Genomic DNA, 22,612 nt, shown 5'->3' with positions numbered 1-22,612 from the left:
TATCGCCGCGGGAAATTGAAAAGCGACCTCGTCTTCTTAGCGGGAACTTTACATTGATGACGCCATTAGAATGGAGGGGACACCAGTGAGACCTAAAACAATTGTCTGGCTTGTACTGATCATTGCCGCAATTAATTTACTGCTCGGCATTTTTATACCGGAATCACCGACACGGACGACGATCAGTACGATTTTATTAGGCGTGATTCTGCTGTTAGGGGTAGGATATTTCATTACACTGCGTCGATCTTCTAAATGAACAAGCGATCTCCCTGGCTGGATGTTTCAGTCAGGGAGACCGCTTTTTTTTGATGGATCAAGAACACAATAGGTATGAAGGAATATTCTAAAAAATCTATTTTTATACATATTTCCGACACAAAGGTGGATTAAATGTAAAAATTGCACAACTTTCGGGACGTATGACCCGCGACTAAAGTAATGAGAAGTGTAAATAATGTGCAAAATACGCATAATATTCGTATTCGAATATTTGGAGGGGGTCTAAGGTTATATGATGATATCAATAAGCCATATAAAAATATTAGGAGGTCATTAATCATGAACTTGAAAAATAAATTAGGTCTTGTTGTTGGCGCAATTACTTTAACTGCTTCAATCGGATTAGGATCAATTGGTTCTTTAAATAAAGTAGACGTAGCAATCAACAACCTACCGACAGAATTCTCAGTGAAGCGTGATGTAGCGATCAACAACCTACCGACAGAATTCTCGATGAAGCGTGATGTAGCGATCAACAACCTACCGACAGAATTCTCGATGAAGCGTGACGTAGCGATCAACAACCTACCGACAGAATTCTCGATGAAGCGTGATGTAGCAATCAATAATCTACCGACAGAATTCTCGGTGAAGCGTGACGTAGCGATCAACAATCTACCGACAGAATTCTCGGTGAAGCGTGACGTAGCGATCAACAACCTACCGACAGAATTCTCGGTGAAATTAGGATAAAATACCTTTATCGTTTATATATTTTATTTTGCTTGTTAAGATAATATCTTTGTATTCTTCCATACCGAGAAGATCGAATAATAGATATGCTTTTGTATATGAGATTTTTATTTCTTCAATGGGGCCGGATTGTAGCTCTAATACTGAAGCTCTTTGGAATAATAATTGTCCCAGAATAGACATATCCTTAAATCTTAAACTATCGTATATGCCTTCTTCGATGTATTTAAGTGCTGTGTGAGTATCGTTGATATCTAGAAGCATTTTTGAGAAGTTATAGAATATTCTAATACGATCTATCATTAACTCATCATTGTCGAAATTCAAAGAAATTAATTCTTCATATACTTTTTTACACCGTTGGTAACTTTTATTTTCGTAATAAATCGTTGCTATCGCTGATTTCAATCTTATTAACATTTTTGGTGAGTAATAAGAAGTTGAATACAAATCAGATAATTTTTGTAATTCGACTATGCATGTGCGGTAATCTATTTTTTTTAATCGGTATGAAGATAAATGGAAATAATATTTATACAGCAGAGAAGATTCTTCTGTTAAAGGGAAGTTTTCTAGTCGATTTCTGGCCTCATTGTAAAGGGATTCATATTTCATATTTCTAAACTTCATAAGTAAAGAGTCATCTAAAGTTCTTAATGAATTATATTGCTCTGTATGGTCTAAAAAAACGGCTATCGGAACTTGTAATCTCCGAGATAACGCAAACAACAAATCAACCGTCGGTGAATGTGTGCCGCTCTCAATCTTACTGATCTCCGCTTGGCTACAAATCCCGTTCGCTAGATCCTTCTGCGTCAAGTTATGCTTCTTGCGAAGACGGCGAAGGGCGAGGCCAATCTGGGGTGACGTTAATTGATCCATGGGTTCGGTCCTTTCTATACAAGTGGATTCGACTACGTGTCTATCTCCTTATTATAGAAGTGATGCCCGGACAAAACCAACTTTTTACTGTGATAATTCGTCAACGATTTTGATTATCCATTCTAAACGGAAGAAAGGGGTATTTCCTATGAATCTCATTTTTAAAGAATCGCGCCGTACGATTTCATCTTGTGGCTGGTGTTTAAACGCTTCTACGGTTACGGTCGCACCCTTGGCTAGTCGGGAGATGGAACGCGTCAAACCGGTGACGAAACGTCGCACTAAAACATCTTAAAAAAAACGTCCATTAACGGCGTGGCTTCATTCCGTTCGTTACGGTTTGAAGCCATTTTTTTTACACACTCAGATGAAAGGAGAATGAACATGATTGGACTTACCGTACTCGCTGAGAGTGAAGGCTGGCTCCACCAGCTTGAACCGACAGCGGACTTCATCGCTTTTTGTCAGTCGCATCGTTTTTCGTTCGATCATTACGATTACAATGTGCACACGTTTCTTGATTTACTGGATTATATGGATTTTCAAGAATTTGAACACTATTTGTTCATTCTTCGGGGGAGCGGCGAACGGACGATGCGACTCGTCGCCTATCTTCAACAACGGATGCTGCATGTCCAGTTTCATTTGATTAATGACCGGGGGGACGTTTTGTTTGGGGATCCGTATTTTTTAGACGGCATCACGGTACCGTTCGAAGAACCGCTCGCTGACTCACAACCGATTGCCTTACAAGATGCCTTGATGTCTTTATTCACAGGTGTCTACCCGGACGCGACGTCCCGTCATCCGCAACCACTCCGGCATATTTACGCAGAAGAGACGAGTCTACTGAATTCCATCAATCCGGCACTATTCGATCAGATGACGATCAACAGCTTACTGTACATCGACCAACCGACACGGCACGATTTACCGGTCATTGAACTGATGAGCCACGTTCCGGTCTTGGTCGCCTTCTCGGATACCCTGTCGTTCGACATCAAGGCACACCTTGCCGTCGTCAGTCGAACGGCAATAGAAGCTGCCTTCGAAACGTGGCAGACGACGAGCCGCGTACCGAACCCGGGACACTATATGGGGATTCTCGATTATGCGACACTCACCGGGATGACCGTGTCTCATCGGCTATTTATTTTTAAAGACGGCGTCTGTGCAGATTACGGAAAACAAATCTGCTTGAGCGGGCTTGAAGAGATTGATATTTGTCAATTGCGTCATCGTCAACGGGAGACATTCGCACCAATCGCGCCACACCTTCAGCTCGCATTGTATCCTTTACTGTATCAGCTGGCCTCGGCCTTCTTGACCGAAAGTCAGTTTGTCACTCCATATACCCAGTTGGATTTACCTCGGACGCCCGGAAAGCTCGGTCCCTTGACGATGATTGGCATTCAAAATCGCGAAGGGGCATTCGTGTTCGAACTGACGACGAACCAGCTGTTTGAAACAGATGAAGTCTTTTTATGGATTTTGGAAGCCGATCAAAAAGACAGGTTCGATGTATTGCCGGAACGCCTCGGTTCTGATTATGAAACAGCCATTCAAGCCTATAAGGAGTTGATGTATCATGGGTGACGTACCACTCTTTGGACCATTTTCACGAAAAGGAAGTTATTCGAGAGTGACCGTGCTCGATGATTTCAACGCAGATAACCGTTTCATGCGTCTGCATCAGGAAACGATGCAACTGGCAGAAATCGATGAATTGACATTTTATCGCCGGTATTTAAATCGGAATGACCGTGTCCTCGTTTATGGAACGTTTGATCCGGGCTTGTTCAACACGTTATCTGAGGAAGGATATGATTTGTATCTCGTCGAACCGGAAGCCGGCCGATTGAATGGAATTTCTTCACGGTTTATGCATAAAGTATACGGTCTTAGTTATGATTTAATCGACGCTGTCGGGTATGAAGCATTTGAGAAGCTGATTTTGCCTGGGACGACGGTTGCCCGGTATTCACGCGGCGAATTACTGTTATTTTTCCGAAACATCCGCCAGCTTCTGACGACAGATGGTCAACTGTTAGTGAATGTTCATAATGCCAAGCATTTAAAGCAACAGACGCAACCGATCGCTTCAAAACGTGTAAAGGACTGTGCTCTATTCTATGGACAGAAGGTGGAGGGGGAGCGGTTGATACTAAATCTTTATCTGAAATCTGATCAGGATGAGAAAGTCAGTTATGCTGTCGAGCATCTCTATGAACCAACCACTCTCTTTGAATTCGCGAAACTATCGAAATATGCAGGACGTACTCTATATGCAGGGAAAACCGTACACATCTTAGAATTTGATAAATTAGGATGAATTTTAACAGGGGGCAGATTAATAATCTGCTCCCTTGTTTTTGTTTAAGGATTAAAGTACGGATTAGACTTTTTAATGAAGAATGATTAAAAAAATATTTTAAATATTAGTTTGAATGGGTCTAAAGTCAGGGTATTATTTAAACTAGTTCATCACTTAGGGGCAGCCATCATGAAATTCGGAGGATCAATACGTTATGGATAAAAAAATGGCACAATCACGGACTATACAAGCCAGCTGTTTTGAATTCATCTCTACCTTATTTCCGGAAGAAACGTTTCAATTCATGGAAGAGCAAACCTTTCCGGATGCATTCGGTCAAATCGGCACATATTTGACGTTTAAATCGAAGGAGCGGGAACTAAAATTTAGCTTCGTTGAACAAGCCCACCAAAAGTTCGAGCGGGTTTTTCTTGCGGAAAAGAGTAAAGAGTCTTCTTTTTTTAGTCGTTTGTTAGAAGCCACATATGAAGAGGAAACATTATACATTCATCATATCGTCAAACCGGATTGAACTAAAAAAACACGATGAGAAGTGCACGGGAATAGTTCCTGTCTACTTCTCATCGTGTTTTTTAGACTTCGATTGATTCGAGACCTTGCTGTAGGGCTTGATTGACAGAGGCAGCCATCTCTTCACGGACTTCATGTGATAGTAACCGACCGTTAAAGTAAACTTCATTCGAGAGTGTAAGGTGAACGAGTATATCTTCAAGGACAAGCTTAAAGTCGATTGGTTTCGATGGTTCGAGCGATTGGCTCATAAAATCACTAAGGGTCGGATGCTGGACGTACTCTGGATCAACCAAATCAATGACAGTCGTGTTGAGGGCGATGGCGAGCCGTTCAAGTGATTGCGTGCTTGGCATCCGTTGTCCGCGTTCATAGGCAGAAATCGAGGTCGTCGATTCACCGCATCGCTCAGCGAGATACTTTTGTGTATACTTGTGCTGTTTTCGTAGTTGCATGATTTTTTTCCCGAGAGCTCGGTTCATGTTATAGGTTGTCAGACGCTCAAGACGTTAGTCAGGAGAGGGACATCCTTCACCTCCTTTTTTAGAATGTAATCGATTTATCGGTAGAGCAGCCAACGATAAAGCTTATGGTCTGTGAAGCTCAACTCCTACTTTTAACGGTACTGCTATAGTACTAAATAACCACTTCGACTATATCGCAAACCTATCAAATGTAAAAAAAAGTTTTTTAGTAATTCAAATTACATAATTATGTAACTAAAAGGGTCTCTAAACAGTAATTGTTCCATCGATTAACTGAGAAATTCAAGAAGAACTCATGGTATTCTAGAAGCGTATTGAATAAGGAGGACGAGTTATATGCGTAAAATTCCTTGGTCCGGTTACATCACCTTGGCTATTCTAATTATTTTATTTATTTCGAGTTCGATGCCGTATGAAGAGCAATCGTTAAAGCCCGGGCTGTCCCGTTATTTTAATTTGGACTTTGTGGAGGCGTTTCGCTTCATCTCATTTGATTATCACGGAGAAGTCAGTGTTGAAGCGCTTGGTGCATCCGGTTTTGTCGAATTCTTTATTCGAAAAGCAGCGCACTTATCGATTTTCATTGTACTCGGATTTGCCTTGGTCGACTTGACCGTTCGCTTGTTGCGTCCCTATGTACTAGCCGGTTTATTCGCCTATACGTTGGCAATCACGATTGCTGTCTTTGATGAATTCCATCAAATTGTAACAGGCGGACGAACCGGGTTGATTCAGGATGTCTTATTAGATGGTACAGGTGCGTTAATTGGTATTGTATTGTATCGATTCATTCGGAGAAAACGTCGAGCGGAGCAACTGATTAGACTGTCTTGAGACTTTTGTCTCAGTTCAACGTTTTTTTGGAAGGAATCTTGTCTAGCAAAAGCGAATCCTTTAGGAACAACTTATAAAAGGAGCGGACAACATGAAGAGACCTCATCTGTTGATTACGAGTGCAGGTCGTCGTGCGAAGCTGGTCGAATACTTCGTTCAGGAGTTTCAGGAGGGGGCGGTCAGCGTGGCAGACTGTAATCCACTTGCACCGGCACTCTATATGGCACCGAACTACCATATCGCCCCGAAGATTGATCAGCCGGATTACATCGATCATTTATTAGAATTGTGTCAACGCGAGCAGGTGACGGCATTGTTGTCGTTAATCGACCCTGAACTCGAGTTGCTCGCGACAGCGACGGAACGGTTTGCAGCAATCGGTGTCACGGTCATCGTTTCTCCGCCATCGTCGTGTCTGCTTTGTTTTGATAAGTACGCGATGTTCGAGCACTGTACCTTGCAAGGCATCCCGCATGCGAAAACGTATCATGCCCTCACGTCGTTTCGTGAAGCGGTCGCACTCAAGGAAGTTGGTTTTCCGGTCTTCGTCAAGCCACGCAATGGGAGTGCGAGTATCGCCGTAAGACGCGTCGAGACATTAGAAGAAGTCGAACGATTATTTGAACAGAGCCCCGGCTTAATCGTGCAGGAATTTCTTGATGGGCCTGAACTCGGCGTCGATGTCTACGTCGATTTACTGTCTCATGAAGTCACGTCCATCTTCATCAAAGAAAAATTGGCGATGCGAGCCGGAGAAACGGATAAAAGTCGCTCCGTCCTCCGGACCGATGTATTCGAACTCGTCGAGCACGTCCTCGCCGGTTCTGGACTGGTCGGTCCGCTCGATTTCGATATTTTCGATGTCGACGGAACGCTCTACTTATCGGAAATCAATCCCCGCTTCGGCGGCGGGTATCCCCATGCCTATGCATGTGGTGTCAACTTCCCCACTCAAGTCTGGCGCAATTTATGCGGGCTCGTCAATCAACCGGATATCGGTCACTATCAGGAAAACCTTTACATGATGAAGCACGATACGCTGACGCTCGTATCGGCGGCACAGTTTGAACAAACGAAATACTAAAAAGACGGAGGATGGCTCCTACGTCGTTCCGAAATCTTAGTGATGGAAGCGCGAACTGATTGTATCTCGATATCGCATGTTCACGCGTCATAAGCGTGAGCATGCTGAAAGCGAATCTTTGAGCTGTGCCGTAAGGAAGAAAATTCATGCAGATATTTAAACGCGTGTTCCGTCCCGCATATAAAATAAAACGCCGATGTTTCCGTTTTTCCTACGGAGCCATCGGCGTTTTCGATGCGTCTTTTCTCGTTCCTGATGTCTTGATGCGTCTTTACGTTATACATACGAAAGCTTTGATTTCTTTTGAGCCAGCCCCGTTTTTAAATGGAATTATGAGAGCGAGACACGGGAACGCTTGAGGCACTGAACAGCGGACGTCCAGCTTCCGAAGAGGGCATTGATCGTCGAAGTGCTCGGGACAGATTTTCCTTCAGCCCACTTCCGGTAATGGATGATGCTGAAGGAAGGAAGTTCAGCTTGCGCTTGTTTTAAGGCGCTGAGAACATCTTCTTCGACCCATTTCCGGCGGGGAGGCGCGATATCAAGGCACGCGAGGGCATCGACCCACGAGCCGTATTTTCGGGCAATCGTCGCGACCGTCGGATGCCCATTTTCTTGCGCCCAAATCGAATAGGTTTGGGTCGTCAGACGCGGGAGGACGTCCGATGCTTCGAGGAGCGCATTGATGATGCGTTCTTCCGTCATGCAGACGGAGCGTGTCATCTCGATATGTGCTTCCTCAAGGGCCCGTGACCATGACCCGAAACGAAGGTTGATTAACGTTAAGGAAGGACCCTGTTTCGCTTTCGCCCATTCACGATAACTGTTGCTATGAAACGGATGAAGGCGGTTCGAGGCTTCTTTGATGAACGTCAAGATTTCTTCATCGGAAAAGTAGGGACGAATCGATGAAAGTCCTGCTGCATGCAATGCTTCGCGCCATGAACCGAAGACGTTGATGATCGTCGTAATCGAAGGTACTTCTTTAGTACTGGACCAGCGGGCATATGTTTTAGCGTCTAACGCAGGTGAGGCAAGACTTGCCTCGACCAAACTATCGATAACTTGTTGTTCTGTCCATTTCTTCATGATGTCATACCCCTTTCGTGTAGGTGTTCGTCTAGGTGTGGGTACTGTCTGTTGGTGTGTCGCGACGGAATGTCGCGTATGCGAGTAGACTGAGCCAGATGAAATAAAAGCCGCCCGGTCGAATCAGGATGCTTTCTGTAAACTGAAGCAACAACAACCAGAAGATGAGCAGTAGAAGTGTGAGCGACTCGACGTCGTCAAAACGATAATTCCGAATTAAACGAAAAAAGATGAAACTAAAACATAACACGTAGAGGAGTAACCCGATGATGCCGAACTCATAGAGGAAAACGATCGGCGTACTGTGAAACGTGTAAAGGGTCTCTTCTCCCAATTGCTCAGATAAGCCGGTCGTTGCGGCGCCAAAACCATGACCGACCAAAAAACGATCTGCTGAAGCTGCGAGTCCCGCCTGCCAAAGATCAAGGCGACCATTCAAACTGACTAAACGGAGGAGGAGTCCCGGCTTTAGCGCCAGGGCAGCAAGCACAATTGCGATTCCGGTGATGTAACAGGCGCTGACCTGAAGACGTAGTCGCCGCGAAGGTAACAATAGGACGGTCGTCAACAAGGCGAGTAAGAAAAAGGAATAGACGCCCGTTTGCGAAGCGCTTGTTAACAACCCTCCAAATATCAATGCCAGCGAAACGCCAGAGAAGAAGAGGCGGCGCCAGGCACTCGTCGTGATTGCGCGAAGGGCTTCAATCCAAGCCATCAATCCACCAGGAACAAGCCAAGCAGCAAATGCGTTCGGATTGTTCGTCAAGCTGGCTAAGCGTAGAAAGCTACCTTGCTCCCCGACATAGAGTTGTGGAAGCGCAATCGGACCAATCCGTAACCACTGCAAGTTATCGATTGGGATGTAGGATTGCCCAAACGAGACGAGCAGGGCGTAACTCGCTAAAAATAGCGCCTGATAAAAGAGAATGAGAAATAAGAACCGATGCCAGTGAGTGAAAAGCGGAGAAGAGAGTGATAGGACGATGATCAGAAACATCCATGTCGTCAAAAGAAAGAAGAGTGAAAAAGGTGCATCCGTCGCGGGACGAGAGAAAAAAAAGACAGTGTGTAACGTCAAATAACTCAAAAAGACGAGGATGAGTCGATGCGAACGAGACCGGAACGGAAAGTATAACGGACGGGACACGATATAAAAAATGAGAAAGAGTAACGGGTATAAAAAGACGGTCACGACGTTCCAATGCTCCGGTAAGACTTCATCCGTAAAGCGTAACGGACGCGTCCACAAATCAATCGTCACAAATAGCAATAGGATGAATAAGGCAATTGACTCGGGTATATTGACGGATTTTAACATCATTTCTAAAGTCTATCCACCCTTCATATAGGACTTATTACCGATTATGTGACTTTTTAATCATCAAATTGGTATTTACCCGTAAATAAACGATATTTATGCGGATAAGATGAATGTTTTTGAAGAAACGACGATTATTTTTCTGTGAATCGTCTTTTTTTCGTGAAACGATATTTTTCGATGATGTAATGATACGCATGCACAACGACTACTGAAAAAAAACTAATCATTTCCACCAAGCTCTAATTGTTTTGGTAGTCGTTTGGAAATAAGGTGAAGTCATAACCAATGACCCTCCGACGTTCAAGGTAAGAAAGGGGTGAACCATGTGAATACCATGCATCAAAAAAGAACATTTGCAGACCACTTGATGACATTGAAAAAGGGTTGGTGGATCCTCATCGTCTGTGCCATCTTGTTTGCGGGTGCCGGTTACCTGATCAGCACGTACGTCATTAAACCTACGTATGAAGCAACAGCTTACATCCTCGTCGTACCGCAAAAGAGTAGTGACACGACTTCCTCGACGTCACTCGTCAGTACCTATCAAGATATTCTTCGGAGTCCGGAAGTCGTCGATCAAGTCGCCCAAAAGATGGGTGTGACCGATAAGCGTCTATTCGATTTAACCGATCGCTTGACGGTGTCGAGTAACCTTGATTCTCAAGTCATCGCCTTATCCATTACAGATGGATCAGCTGAACAAGCTGCCGTCCAAGCGAACACGATGACAGAAGTGTTCCAAGATTACCTGCCTCAGTTGATTGATACGAGCAGTACGGAAGTTTTCTCGACGGCACGGATTCCGACGAAACCGATGTCTCCGAACATCTTGATGAACACGGCAATCGGCGGTGTACTCGGGTTGATGTTCGGCTTACTAATCGTCTATTCCCGTGTACTAGGAAAGAAGTCAGCAACTGAATCAACGAAAGATGATGCACCCTATCCACAAGCCGTCAGCCGTCCACACTCATGATTCGGGGAAGGAGGAGCAGTCATGCAAGCACCACCATTGCATCAGTATCGTCGCCATATGAAAATCGGACTTTTACGCGGGGTCGACGCACTGATCATCGCCGCCGCAACCGTCGTCACCTTCTACTTCTTCAATCCCCTTCACCTGACCGTCCAGTTCGATTTACGGAATGCGATTGAAATCGCATTGATTCAATGGGTCGCCCTAACACTCGTCGCCCACTGGATGCGCTTTTATCAAATCGTTTGGCGTTATGCGAGTCTGAGGGATTTAGGTGTCCTCCTGTTTGTCGTCGTCGCCAGCAGCTTTGTCTTACTCGGGCTCGAGTATGCCTTGTTCGACTTCGCCGTCGAGCGCGCCGTCTTCCTGCAAACGGGACTTGTCCTGAACGGTATCTTATTTGTCCGCTTAGCGATTCGCGGACGGACGCTTCAACTGAAACGGGACCGGACGCTCGGTAAACGTACGTTAATCATCGGTGCCGGAGCTTCCGGACAGATGATTACGAAAGAGTTAAAGCAGAAAAAAGCGCACATCTTGAACGTCGTTGGTTTACTCGACGATCTCGCAGAACTCAAAGGGATGCGCATCCACGGCGTCCCCGTCATCGGAACGATCGAGCAGCTCGAATTCATCATCGAAGAACAGAAAATCGAAGCGGTCGTGCTCGCGATTCCTTCCTTATCCTATACGGAGCGGGTCGCTTTACTCAATCGCATCAAACAGACGAAGGTCGAAGCCCACACGTTACCGATGCTCGTCGAACTGGCATCAGGAAAAGTATCAATCAATCAAATCCGCGAAGTCTCCATCGCTGACTTGCTCGGTCGTGAACCGGTCGAACTCGACATCACGGAAATCGAACGAAGCGTCAGCGGGGCGACCGTCCTCGTGACGGGAGCCGGTGGATCGATTGGCTCAGAGATTTGTCGCCAGTTGATTAAATTTAAGCCCGACCGGCTCATCCTCCTCGGACATGGCGAGAACAGCATCTACTTGATTCGCCGGGAGCTCGAATGTATGACCGATGGTACGGTCCTTCATTCCGTCATCGCGGACGTTCAGGATTTAGAACGACTGAATGAAGTCATGGGACGGTTCGAACCAGATCTCGTCTATCATGCGGCAGCCCATAAGCACGTCCCGTTGATGGAAGATAATCCACGCGAAGCCGTCAAAAATAATATTTACGGGACACGCAACGTCGCGCTCGCGGCGGAAGCAGCACACGTCAAACGATTCGTCATGATCTCGACTGATAAGGCCGTCAATCCGACGAGCGTGATGGGGGCGACGAAACGGATTGCCGAGATGGTCATCCAGCAAATCGCCCGCAACAGTGAAACGACGTTCGCCGTCGTCCGTTTCGGAAATGTACTCGGCAGCCGTGGTTCCGTCATCCCGCTCTTCAAGGAACAAATCGCAAAAGGCGGACCGATCACCGTGACGGACCCGGCGATGACGCGGTACTTCATGACGATTCCGGAAGCGAGTCGGCTCGTCATCCAGGCAAGCGTCCTCGCAAGCGGAGGAGAGGTGTTCGTCCTCGACATGGGAAAACCGGTCAACATCACGACGCTTGCGAAAAATTTGATTCACTTGAGCGGTTTTACGGAAGAACAGATTCCGATCGTCTACAGCGGCATTCGAAAAGGCGAGAAGCTTTATGAGGAGTTACTCGCAGAAGAAGAAGTCCATGAGGAACGGGTTTTCGAGAAAATTCTAGTTGGGAAGACCCGGCCCTTCGGCTCCGTCGAACCGTATCTTCGGGAAATCAATCGTTGCCTCGACGATGAAGAGGCGCTTCGGACGTACCTGCTCGGTGCGACGAATGACAGCCGCCCGGTCGCGATGCCAGAAGTCGTCCGGATCGCGCGAGAATGAGAGGTGAGATAAATGAAAGCACCGCGGCAGTTATCACGCTTTAACTTGATCTTCATTGCCGATACGGCCTATTCCTTACACCAATGGATGATTTTGACGCTCTTAATCAAATGGAGCACGCCACTCAACATCGGTTATTTCAATTACGCTCTCGCCTTGACGGCCCCGATCGTCATGTTTTGTTGGCTCAATGCCAGCACGATTTTGACGGCGGAACGGGCCGGGCTGAAGAACTTCACCCTTTTCATCAAAACACGGTTCTTCCTCTTGACGCTCGGTGTGTTCGTCTTACTGATCGTCTATTATTTCTTCGGTGAAGCGGATATCTTACTGTTGACGTTACTCGTTTATCTCAATAAATACATGGAATCGTTCGCCGATCTCTCGTACGGCTTCCTCCAAGGACACATGGCGTTCAAAGAAGTCGCGTTATCGAAGATTTTCAGAAGTCTGATCAACGTCTCGGGTGCAGCCTTGATCCTCTTTACGACTCATTCGATTCACGGATTCGTCCTCGCGATGATTGCTGGGAACTTAATCATGCTGATCATCTACGATTTACCGACCGTCCGCCGGATTGGACAAGGGTTTGAAAATATCACGATGAGCGATCGCTACCAAACGGGCCGGCAATTGTTTTTCAAGGCCGTCCCGCTCGGATTTGTTGCCTTACTCGTTGCCTTGAATGCCAACATCCCGCGTCTCTTCGTCGGTCAAACAATCGGGACGGAAGAACTCGGTTACTACGCGAGTATCGCTTACTTACTCGTTTTAGGTAGCTTGTTCATCCACTCGCTCGTCGCCGTTCTCTTACCAAATTTTTCGTCAGAGACGGGTGAACGACAAAGTCTCCCGGCACTCCGAAAGCTGACACGCTCGATGCTGCTGATGACAAACGCGGTCGGTGTCCTGTTGATCATCGGGGCCATCTTCTTCGGAAAATGGGGGTTGACGATTTTCTACAATGCTTCATTCGTGCAGTACCATACGATTTTCGTCTTGATGATGGTCGCTTCGCTCTTTTTCTATAATTCGACCGTCATCCAAGCGTTACTAACGGGATTCCAGCAATTTCGTATCCAGACGCTTGCGATTTTCGGAAGTGTCGCCGTCAATCTGATTGCCTGCAGTTTCTTGATTCCACTGTATGGGTTATACGGTGCGACGACAGCTTATGCGTTATGCGCCGTCACGCAAATCGTCTTGTTGGTGCCAGCGCTCTACCGGGCGCTCTATCCGCGGAACTTGCCGCTCGCGATTGAACAAAGTAGCTAAAGGAGGGAAAAAGATGCGGCCGATCCTCATTCTACTGATCATCGAAGCATTGCTCAGTCAACTGTTGCGGCCGCTCTTTTCGACACCGGAAAGTTATATCACGTTGATGCTAGTCGGCAATTCCATCTTGATGCTCTGGTATTTGCTCAAAAACTCGGAGACGACGCCATTATTTCTCGTCTTCGTCACCGCCTTCATCGTGCGTCTCGGATTGATGTTCGTCGATCTTGAGCTGTTTCGGCTCCCGCCACACAGTGGGGATGATACGGAGGCGTTCCATCTCGAAGGGCTGCAAATCTATCTCGATCCAGCGATGTTCAACGAAGTCGTTCGCGGAAGTTACTCGAAGTTCCTCGGCATCTTCTATCTTGCATTCGGACCTGAACGGATCTTGGCACAATACTTTAACGTCATCCTCGGCGTCGTCGCCGTCGTCATTCTCGCGAAAACGCTTCGGCTGCTCGGTCTGCCGATGCGGGTCGTGTTCCTGTCGACGCTGTTATTTGCCTTCTTCGCCCAAGGATTGTTGCTTTCGCCGATCCTGTTACGCGATCAACTCGTCGCACTCGGTATTGTCTATACGCTCTATTACATGGTGCGCTGGACGATGGATAAGTCGGGTACTTCCTTGGCACTGGCCTACCTCGCTTACTTCGTCAGTACGATTTTCCATTCCGGTCTCGCGATTGGAATCGTCGTCTTATTGGTTTATTTCTCCTTTTATAATCATGCGACCGGTCGGATGGATTTCGAAGCTTCCAAAGTACAGCGGTTGGTCATGCAAGTCCTGATCGTCGGCTTCATCGTCTACAGTTTTCAGGATGTCTTGTTCGCAAAATTCACACACGTCTCGGAAAACGGTCAATTGTTTAGCGGGATGAGTTATGACCGTGGTGGATCGGCTTACTTGAACGGGTTGACTGTCACGGGACCACTTGACATGATTCTCTATTCACCGCTCCGGATGATTTATTTCCTCTTCTCACCGTTCCCGTGGCAATGGTCCAGTGTGACGAACATCGCCATCTTCTTCTTCGACGCCGCCGTTTATCTCCTGCTGTTCGCACTGACAATCCGGCACTTCCGCTATTTGAAACACCATCCTTACGCTGCTGTTTTATTGTTCATGTTGCTCCTCTTCATCGTCAATGCACTCATCTTTGGTCTTGGGACAGGAAACGTCGGAACGGCAATCCGTCACCGCTACAAATTGTTTCCGATGCTCCTGATCGTCTACACATCGATTCATTATATTCGCTACCAGGCGCTTCACCACTTTGAGGAGGTCGAACAACGTGCAGAATAAAACGATTTTAATCACCGGTATCGCAGGGTTTATCGGGTTTCATGCCGCTCGTCGATTTTTAGCGGAAGGGTACCGTGTCATCGGACTCGACGAAGTCAACGATTACTACGACCCGGCGTTGAAAGAGGCGCGCTTAGTCGAACTCGATCCGAGACGCTATACCTTTTATCGTGTATCGCTCGAGGATACAGCAGCCGTCGACGCCATCTTCGCGAAGGAACAGATTGATCTCGTGCTTCATCTCGCAGCACAAGCGGGTGTCCGCTACAGCATCGATCGACCGGACGTCTATATCACATCGAACATCGTCGGCTTCCTGTCGATTCTCGAAGCCTGTCGCCATCATCCGGTCGAACAACTCGTCTATGCCTCTTCCAGTTCCGTTTATGGCTCGAACACGAAGATGCCTTTCGCCGTGACGGACGCGGTCGACCATCCGCTCAGTCTCTATGCCGCTTCCAAAAAAGCGAACGAGTTGATGGCCCACACCTATAGCAGTCTATACGGCATCAAAACGACGGGGCTTCGATTCTTCAGCGTCTATGGTCCGTGGGGACGCCCGGATATGGCGTTGTTCAAATTCACGGAAGCAATCGCGAACGGTCAACCGATTGATTTATACAACTACGGTGAGATGGGACGCGACTTCACCTATGTCGACGACATCATCGAGAGCATCTATCGGTTGTTACAGACAGAGCCGGTCGCTGATCCATCCTTTGATAAGGCGCAGCCTCAACCGGACCGAAGTTTCGTTCCGTACCGGGTCTTCAACATCGGCAGTCACAGTCCGATCCGCCTGAACGAATTCGTCGCCTTGATCGAACGGCGGCTCGGGAAGACGGCGATCAAACATGGTATGCCACTCCAGGCAGGAGACGTCCCGGAAAGCTTCGCTGACGTCACGTCGTTATTCGAGACGATCGGTTACCGGCCACGGACGACGGTCGAAGCTGGCGTCAATGCATTCATCGATTGGTATGAACGTCATTACCAGCTGAAGGAGGAGGTCCAAGATGGCGCTTAAGGAAGACCTTTATTATAAGTCTCCGATATTTATTCAGAATATTTTGACATCTATTTACGGCAAAAAGCTGATGCATGAGCGGTACGGGGTCCGTTATGAACAAAAACTGATGCAATTACGCGAAAAAGACCGGTCACTTGACTATCGCGTCGAACAACTTGAACGTTTGAATGCGTTTCTCTTGTTCGTGCAACAACATACCCCGTACTACCGGGAGCTGTTTCGACAACTCGACATGAAACTTCCGCTGACGTCACTCGATCAGTTGGCGCTGATTCCGGTCCTTGAAAAAGAAACGTTACGGCAGCAAAACGACGAATTCATGTCGGAAGTCGACGCGCCTGTCCGAGGACGGACAGGCGGAACGAGCGGGAAGTCACTCCAGGTTGCTTTCATGCGCGAGGACATTCAAGAACGAATGGCACATCTCGATTACTTTAAGGAACAGCATGGGTTTTACGGCGGGATGCCACGGGCGAGTTTCACCGGACGGACCTTGACGGCAGTCGATCAGAAAAAGCCGATCTTTTGGCGGATGAATCGTCCGCTCAATCAATTGCTGCTCTCGATTTTTCATATGAAAGAAGAAAACTTTCCCGCCTATATCGAGGAATTGAATCGTTTCCGACCAGTCGCGTTAGACGGGACGCCGACGGCGATGGTCGAAATCGCCCGTTATTTACTCAAAAATAAGATTCGACTCGATTTCAAAATCGTTGCCATCTTTCCGACGTCAGAAACAGTGACAGAAGAAATGCGATCGATTCTTGAGGAGGCATTCGTCGCACCGGTCTTCGATCAATACGGTTCGTCAGAAGGCGCTCCGATCATTTCTGAATGCACGCACCGGAAGCTGCACCTGCACCACGAAACAGGCATCATCGAACCATACGGACCGGATGGTGAAGTCGTCGTGACGTGTTTTACGACACGCGGGACCCCGCTGATCCGTTACCGGATTGGTGACCGCATGACCCTCAGTCATGAGACGTGTGGATGTGGATTGAACGGACCGGTCATCGCCTCGATAGACGGACGGGGGACAAGTTTCATCGTCAGTGAGAAGCGGGGCAAAGTCTTTGAAGGTGATATCACGACGATTGCCCGCGAATTACCAAACTCGGTCTTACGACTTCAAGTCGAACAATACGCATTCAATCGTGTCACACTGCGTTACATTCCAGACAATCAGCGTTTCCATCCGAAACATGAAAAGATTTTATTGAACGAGATGCGCAAATTGCTTGGACCGGATATGTTGATTACGCTCGAGTCCGTCGAACAAGTTAAACAAGAACCGAATGGAAAAACATTGATCATCAAACAGTCGATGAAATAGGAGGAGTCCATCATGAATAAGGCAGTCAAACACATCACAGATACGACAGCAGCCGAAACACGATCACTTCCCATCGCCAACCGTTCAATTGCCGTCGTCGGCCTCGGCTACGTCGGTCTCCCGGTCGCCATCGCTTTCGGTGAAAAGACAGGTGTCGTCGGTTTTGACATTAAAGAACAGCGCATCCAGGAACTTCGTGAAGGAGTCGATGCGACGCTCGAACTGACACCGTTCACTTTAAAAAATGCGGACGTCAATTATGTAACGGATGCTGCGGCACTTCAAGCGAGTGACTTCATCATCGTCGCCGTACCGACACCGATCAATGCTCAAAATCAACCGGACTTGACGCCGCTCTTACGGGCGTCACAACTTGTCGGACGCCAGCTTAATAAAGGCGACATCGTCGTCTACGAGTCGACCGTCTATCCGGGGGCGACGGAAGAAGATTGTATCCCGGTCCTTGAAGAATCTTCGGGTCTTAAAGCAGGCGTCGACTTCTTCGTCGGTTACTCACCGGAACGGATCAATCCGGGGGATCATGAACATACGTTCAAGACCATTAAAAAAATCGTTTCAGCACAGGATAAAAAAACGCTCGATGTTGTCGCAGAAGTGTACGAAGCCGTCGTCGAGGCGGGGGTCCACCGGGCATCATCGATCAAAGTCGCAGAAGCGGCAAAAATCATCGAAAACACGCAGCGTGACTTAAACATCGCCTTGATGAACGAACTTGCCATCATCTTCGACCGGATGGACATCGATACGCTCGAGGTCCTCGAAGCAGCAGGGACGAAGTGGAACTTCCTTCCGTTTCGACCAGGTCTCGTCGGAGGACACTGCATCGGGGTCGATCCGTTCTACTTGACGATGAAGGCTGAATCGCTCGGTTATCATCCGGAAGTCATCCTTGCCGGGCGACGCATCAACGATACGATGGGGCGCTTCATCGCGACGTCACTCGTCAAAAATCTAATCAAACAAAACATGCCGGTCCTCGGCGGACGCGTTACTGTCCTCGGTCTTTCATTCAAGGAGAACGTCAGTGACATCCGGAATTCGAAAGTCGCGAATTTAATCAAGGAGATCGAAGAATTCGGAATTGAAGTCCAAGTGACCGATCGCCTTGTCTCGAAGGATGAAGCGAAACGCGAATACGGGATTGATCTGCTCGACATGACAGAGCTTAAACCAGCCGACGTCGTCATCTTCGCCGTCAGTCATGAAGAGTACGTCGAAGGAAACTGGCTACTCGCGAAACACTTACTCAAAGTGGGGCGTGGTGTCGTCGTCGACATTAAAGGGATGCTCGCACCAGCTGAAAAACCGGAAGGGGTGCACTTATGGCGTCTTTAAGAATTCTCCAAGTTTGCGCGCTTGATACGACAGCTGAAACGATGCTGCAACCGTTACTGCTTGCGCTGCGCGACGCAGGGCACGATGTCGGGATTGCCTGTGCCGACACGGGAGCCTCTGACAAGCTGGCAGCACAAGGCTTTGCGATGCATGATATTCCGATCGAACGGAAAATTGACTGGACGAGTAATTGGAAGACGGTCCGCTCGATCGTTCACATTTTAAAGACGGGTCGCTATGACGCCGTCCATGTCCACACACCGGTCGCGGCAGCGCTCGGACGGGTCGCAGCGAAACGAGCGGGGACGAAGCATATCGTCTACACGGCACACGGCTTTTACTTTCATGAAAAGATGGGACGGGTGACGTATCAATTGACCTATTCCGTCGAAAAATGGCTCGCCCGTTTCGCGACGGATTACCTCCTGCTCCAAAGCGGGGAAGATTATGAACTGGCAAACCGGAAACGTTTTAAGGCGACGAAACGGTTGATGCATTTAGGGAACGGTATCGATTTAACCCGATTCTATCCACAGGCGCGGCAAGGAAACGAAGCTTTCACCTTCCTGTTCATCGGACGGATCGTCGAGGAAAAAGGAGTGCTCGAACTTCTGAATGCTTTTGAAAACGTCGTGTCGCAAGACCCGGATGTCCGCTTGATCATCGCCGGTGAAATGATGGAGAGCGAACGGGATCAAACGACGAAACATCGTTTCCTCGAACGTCTACGCGAGATTCCGAATATCGAGTATCGAGGGTTCGTTGAAGATGTGCCACGACTTTTACAACAAGTCGATGCCTTCGTCCTGCCATCGCACCGAGAAGGGGTCCCGCGCTCAATCATCGAGGCGATGGCGACGGCGAAACCGGTCATCGCAACGAACATCCGCGGCTGCCGGGAAGAAGTCATCGATGGCACGACCGGTTATTTAGTCGAAGTCCATGATGAAACGCAGTTGGCAGCAAGAATGACCGATCTTGTCAAACACCCGCAACAGGCGTCAGAGATGGGCCGGGCCGGATTCGAACGGGCAATGAAACATTTTAACGAAGCTGATGTCATCAAACGACAACTCGATCTCTTTTCGACTATGTAAAAGGAGGAAGTCATCATGAAACGGACATTCGATTTCACAATCAGCCTAGTCGCGATTCTCATCTTACTCCCCGTTTACCTGTTCGTCGCCTTGTTCATTTATACGAAGCTCGGTCGACCGATCTTCTTCAATCAAGTTCGTCCTGGTTATCACGGACAGTTATTTAAAATTTATAAATTCCGGACGATGTCGAACGAGACGGATGCGGATGGCCTCTTACTCCCAGACGAACAACGGATCCCGCACGCGATGGAATGGATTCGGCGGCTCAGCCTGGATGAAATCCCACAATTTTTCAATATCGTCCGCGGTCAGATGAGTTTCGTCGGACCGCGTCCGCTCCTCGTCAGTTACTTGAACCACTATTCGAAAGAGCAGATGACGCGGCATGATGTGTTGCCTGGACTAACCGGTTGGGCGCAAATTCATGGGCGGAACGCGACGACGTGGCAAGAGCGGCTCGAACAAGATCAATGGTACGCGGCACATCAGACGTTTCGTCTCGATCTCTATATTCTCATGAAGACAGTAAAAATCGTCGTCTCCTCAGAAGGGAACTCGACGGAACATCAGACGGGGATGGGCGAGTTCAAAGGACTTGACGGAGGTGTTCCCCATGATGTCGCTAAGCGATGAACGACTCATCCATGATCCGACCGAATGGGACGCACTCGTCAGTCAGTATCGCCTCGATTGTTATTACGAACATGCCTACTTCGCACTTGAAGAAGTAGGCATCCCGGAAATGTTCTTCTATCCGACAGAATTCGGGACATTGATCTACCCTTATTTGAAACGACCAATCGATGGAACGTCATATCACGACATCACGACACCCTACGGATACGGGGGACCGATTTTCGTTGGGCTTTGGTCACTCGATCAAATCCGCGAAGTCCGTCAACGTTTTCTCGACTATTGTCGTGCGGAACAGATCATCACCGAAACGATTCGGTTCCATCCACTCTTGCAAAACGTCGAACTGGGAAGGCATTGGTGCCGTTCGACGCAGCGACTCCAAGCGACCGTGACGGTGGAGCTGACGGATTCATATGAAGCGATTCTCGGTGGCTTTTCAAAAATGACACGGCGCAATGTACGAAAAGCAGTCCGGGAAGGCGTCACGATCCGTGTCGCCGCACCGACAGAGTACGAGAAATTTAAACACCTCTACCGCTTGACGATGGATAAGCACGAGGCAGCACCACGGTATTACTTTACGGATGAATACTTTAAACAGCTGTTATCAGGAACACTCGACGCCGAAGTATTGGTTGCAGAATTAAATGGTCACATCATCGCCGGGTGCATCGTCTTATATGGAAGTCGTTTCGCCCATTATCACCTCGGGGCGTCCGATCCAAGCCAGTTAAAGGTTCGGCCGAATCAGTTGTTATTCGCAGAGATGATGCGACGTGCAAAGGAGAAAGGTATGGTTGCGATGCATCTTGGTGGCGGTACTTCACAAGATGCATCAGACAGTCTTTTATTATATAAACGTTCCTTTAGTGAAGGAGCGCATACGTTCTTTTCGATCGGGACGTCGATTCTTGACGAAGTGGCGTATGAACAATTGAATCGGACGTTTTTAACGCAGTACCCGTCAGCGAACGATTGTAAGTGGTTTCCCGTCTATCGCACACCGATCCGTCACTTGTCATCAAGAGGGGAGGAAACATCATGAAGCAAATCCCACTATCGATCCCGCACCTCAGTGGTCAAGAAGCACGCTATGTCACGGAAGCACTCGAAACGAACTGGGTTGCACCACTCGGACCGAACGTTGAAGCCTTTGAAGCGGGGATGCGCGCATATACCAAAACAGAGGCCGCCCTCGCGACAAGTAGTGGAACGGCAGCGATTCACCTCGCCTTGGCGACACTCGGTGTGACGACGGGCGACGATGTTTTCTGTCAGTCGTTGACGTTCGTTGCTTCCGTCAATCCGATTCGTTACGTCGGTGCCCGTCCTGTCCTGATTGATTCGGAAGAGGAGACGTGGAATATGTCACCCGCGGCACTCCGGCGAGCCATGATTCAAGCCGCGACACGCGGACGCCTGCCGAAAGCCGTCATCGTCGTCCATTTATACGGGGTCGTCGCAAAGATTGAAGAGTTGAGTGCGATTTGCGCCGAGTATGACGTTCCGTTGATTGAGGATGCAGCCGAATCACTCGGTTCGACGATCAACGGTCGAATGACTGGGACATTCGGGACGTTCGGAATTTATTCGTTCAACGGTAACAAAATCATCACGACATCAAGTGGCGGAATGCTTGTCGCAAACGATCCGCATTTGATTGAACGGGCGTTTTATCTCTCGACGCAAGCTAGGCAACCGGTCCTTCATTATGAACATACAGAAGTCGGGTTTAATTACCGGATGAGTAATGTCTCAGCCGGCATCGGACGCGGACAACTCGAAGTCATCGAAGATCGCGTCGCGGCACGCCGGAAAATCTTTCAGCGATATACGCGGGCTTTCGACATGCTCGACGCCACACAGTACCAAGCAGAGGTTGAAGGGAGTCGCGCCAATCGCTGGTTGACGGCTTTGACATTACCGGGAGGAATGGAACAACGGGATCAATTGATCATCCGCTTACAACAGGATCACATCGAGTCACGACCGGTCTGGAAACCGATGCACTTGCAACCGGTCTACCGGGATGTCCCGTTCATTACAAGTGACGGGATTGATGTCAGCGGTCGCTTGTTTGCTGAAGGACTTTGTCTGCCGTCCGCCTCACAGATGACGTTTACGGAACAAGCACTCGTGATTCGCTCCGTTCGTCAAGGTATTGTTGAGGATGTTCGACGCAACGTTCGGCTATGAAT

Annotated in this window: 23 protein-coding genes; 19 read left to right on the top strand and 4 right to left on the bottom strand. The window is 48.2% G+C overall.

The genetic code is table 11. The features are described from left to right. Positions 1-85 precede the first annotated feature (85 nt). A complete protein-coding gene (locus A0126_RS19425) occupies positions 86-259 on the top strand; it encodes a hypothetical protein (RefSeq protein ID WP_167331091.1) in 174 nt (57 codons plus the stop codon). A 302-nt stretch (positions 260-561) separates the two neighbouring features. After that, a complete protein-coding gene (locus A0126_RS12685; protein ID WP_088837897.1) occupies positions 562-975 on the top strand; it encodes a hypothetical protein in 414 nt (137 codons plus the stop codon). Here the strand turns inward: A0126_RS12685 and A0126_RS12680 are convergent. Further along, positions 967-1,857: a helix-turn-helix domain-containing protein gene (locus A0126_RS12680; protein WP_088837896.1), complete on the bottom strand. Its 891-nt coding sequence runs from the start codon at positions 1,855-1,857 to the stop codon at positions 967-969. The two genes, A0126_RS12685 and A0126_RS12680, sit on opposite strands and share 9 nt — an antisense overlap. Before the next feature lie 148 nt (positions 1,858-2,005). Here A0126_RS12680 and A0126_RS19190 point away from each other — a divergent pair, with 148 nt between their 5' ends. The 4 genes from A0126_RS19190 (at position 2,006) to A0126_RS12665 (ending at position 4,703) form a co-directional block, all read left to right on the top strand. Further along, positions 2,006-2,152 carry a hypothetical protein gene (locus tag A0126_RS19190; protein ID WP_157898498.1) on the top strand — a complete coding sequence of 49 codons (147 nt, stop codon included), beginning with the start codon at positions 2,006-2,008 and terminating at the stop codon, positions 2,150-2,152. A gap of 89 nt (positions 2,153-2,241) precedes the next feature. Further along, positions 2,242-3,453 (top strand): hypothetical protein, encoded by a 1,212-nt coding sequence (locus tag A0126_RS12675; RefSeq protein WP_088837895.1) that lies wholly within the window; start codon positions 2,242-2,244, stop codon positions 3,451-3,453. Next, complete coding sequence (locus A0126_RS12670; protein ID WP_088837894.1) at positions 3,446-4,189, top strand: hypothetical protein; 744 nt, start codon at positions 3,446-3,448, stop codon at positions 4,187-4,189. The genes A0126_RS12675 and A0126_RS12670 overlap by 8 nt, the downstream gene beginning before the upstream one ends. A gap of 196 nt (positions 4,190-4,385) precedes the next feature. After that, on the top strand, positions 4,386-4,703 hold the full coding sequence (locus tag A0126_RS12665) for a hypothetical protein (protein WP_088837893.1): 318 nt from the start codon (positions 4,386-4,388) through the stop codon (positions 4,701-4,703). Between the two features lie 61 nt (positions 4,704-4,764). Here the strand turns inward: A0126_RS12665 and A0126_RS12660 are convergent, their stop codons facing one another. Continuing rightward, on the bottom strand, positions 4,765-5,184 hold the full coding sequence (locus A0126_RS12660) for a helix-turn-helix domain-containing protein (protein ID WP_088837892.1): 420 nt from the start codon (positions 5,182-5,184) through the stop codon (positions 4,765-4,767). A gap of 339 nt (positions 5,185-5,523) precedes the next feature. Here A0126_RS12660 and A0126_RS12655 point away from each other — a divergent pair, with 339 nt between their 5' ends. Both A0126_RS12655 and A0126_RS12650 read left to right on the top strand, forming a co-directional pair. After that, a complete protein-coding gene (locus tag A0126_RS12655; protein ID WP_088837891.1) occupies positions 5,524-6,021 on the top strand; it encodes a VanZ family protein in 498 nt (165 codons plus the stop codon). 91 nt (positions 6,022-6,112) lie between these two features. Further along, complete coding sequence (locus tag A0126_RS12650) at positions 6,113-7,105, top strand: ATP-grasp domain-containing protein (RefSeq protein WP_088837890.1); 993 nt, start codon at positions 6,113-6,115, stop codon at positions 7,103-7,105. 330 nt (positions 7,106-7,435) lie between these two features. Here A0126_RS12650 and A0126_RS12645 read toward each other — a convergent pair whose 3' ends face one another. Together A0126_RS12645 and A0126_RS12640 are read right to left on the bottom strand one after the other, a co-directional pair. Further along, entirely contained in the window at positions 7,436-8,194 is a 759-nt protein-coding gene (locus A0126_RS12645; protein ID WP_088837889.1) for a homing endonuclease associated repeat-containing protein, read from the bottom strand. A gap of 31 nt (positions 8,195-8,225) precedes the next feature. Then, positions 8,226-9,515, bottom strand: a complete 1,290-nt coding sequence (locus A0126_RS12640) for an O-antigen ligase family protein (protein WP_239456758.1) — start codon at positions 9,513-9,515, stop codon at positions 8,226-8,228. Between the two features lie 334 nt (positions 9,516-9,849). Here A0126_RS12640 and A0126_RS12635 point away from each other — a divergent pair, with 334 nt between their 5' ends. Genes A0126_RS12635 through A0126_RS12585 form a run of 11 tightly spaced genes read left to right on the top strand, consistent with a single transcriptional unit; the run spans position 9,850 to position 22,610 of the window. Next, a complete protein-coding gene (locus tag A0126_RS12635; RefSeq protein ID WP_239456914.1) occupies positions 9,850-10,491 on the top strand; it encodes a YveK family protein in 642 nt (213 codons plus the stop codon). A 21-nt stretch (positions 10,492-10,512) separates the two neighbouring features. Further along, positions 10,513-12,375, top strand: coding sequence for a polysaccharide biosynthesis protein (locus A0126_RS12630; RefSeq protein ID WP_088837887.1), 1,863 nt, complete (start codon positions 10,513-10,515; stop codon positions 12,373-12,375). Positions 12,376-12,387: 12 nt separating this feature from the next. Further along, positions 12,388-13,650: an oligosaccharide flippase family protein gene (locus tag A0126_RS12625; RefSeq protein WP_088837886.1), complete on the top strand. Its 1,263-nt coding sequence runs from the start codon at positions 12,388-12,390 to the stop codon at positions 13,648-13,650. 13 nt (positions 13,651-13,663) lie between these two features. After that, positions 13,664-14,956, top strand: coding sequence for a hypothetical protein (locus A0126_RS12620; protein WP_088837885.1), 1,293 nt, complete (start codon positions 13,664-13,666; stop codon positions 14,954-14,956). Further along, positions 14,946-15,983: an NAD-dependent epimerase gene (locus A0126_RS12615; protein WP_088837884.1), complete on the top strand. Its 1,038-nt coding sequence runs from the start codon at positions 14,946-14,948 to the stop codon at positions 15,981-15,983. The genes A0126_RS12620 and A0126_RS12615 overlap by 11 nt, the downstream gene beginning before the upstream one ends. After that, positions 15,973-17,322 (top strand): phenylacetate--CoA ligase family protein, encoded by a 1,350-nt coding sequence (locus tag A0126_RS12610; protein ID WP_088837883.1) that lies wholly within the window; start codon positions 15,973-15,975, stop codon positions 17,320-17,322. The genes A0126_RS12615 and A0126_RS12610 overlap by 11 nt, the downstream gene beginning before the upstream one ends. 12 nt (positions 17,323-17,334) lie before the next feature. Beyond that, a complete protein-coding gene (locus A0126_RS12605) occupies positions 17,335-18,678 on the top strand; it encodes a nucleotide sugar dehydrogenase (RefSeq protein WP_088837882.1) in 1,344 nt (447 codons plus the stop codon). After that, positions 18,666-19,775 (top strand): glycosyltransferase family 4 protein, encoded by a 1,110-nt coding sequence (locus A0126_RS12600; protein WP_088837881.1) that lies wholly within the window; start codon positions 18,666-18,668, stop codon positions 19,773-19,775. The genes A0126_RS12605 and A0126_RS12600 overlap by 13 nt, the downstream gene beginning before the upstream one ends. 15 nt (positions 19,776-19,790) lie before the next feature. Next, positions 19,791-20,411, top strand: a complete 621-nt coding sequence (locus tag A0126_RS12595) for a sugar transferase (protein WP_088837880.1) — start codon at positions 19,791-19,793, stop codon at positions 20,409-20,411. Next, positions 20,392-21,459: a lipid II:glycine glycyltransferase FemX gene (locus tag A0126_RS12590; protein ID WP_088837879.1), complete on the top strand. Its 1,068-nt coding sequence runs from the start codon at positions 20,392-20,394 to the stop codon at positions 21,457-21,459. Before A0126_RS12595 ends, A0126_RS12590 begins: the two co-directional genes overlap by 20 nt. Then, positions 21,456-22,610, top strand: a complete 1,155-nt coding sequence (locus tag A0126_RS12585; RefSeq protein WP_088837878.1) for an aminotransferase class I/II-fold pyridoxal phosphate-dependent enzyme — start codon at positions 21,456-21,458, stop codon at positions 22,608-22,610. The genes A0126_RS12590 and A0126_RS12585 overlap by 4 nt, the downstream gene beginning before the upstream one ends. The last annotated feature ends 2 nt before the right edge of the window (positions 22,611-22,612 follow it).

This window comes from Exiguobacterium sp. N4-1P (assembly GCF_002214325.1).
This window is presented reverse-complemented; position numbering and strand designations above follow the sequence as displayed.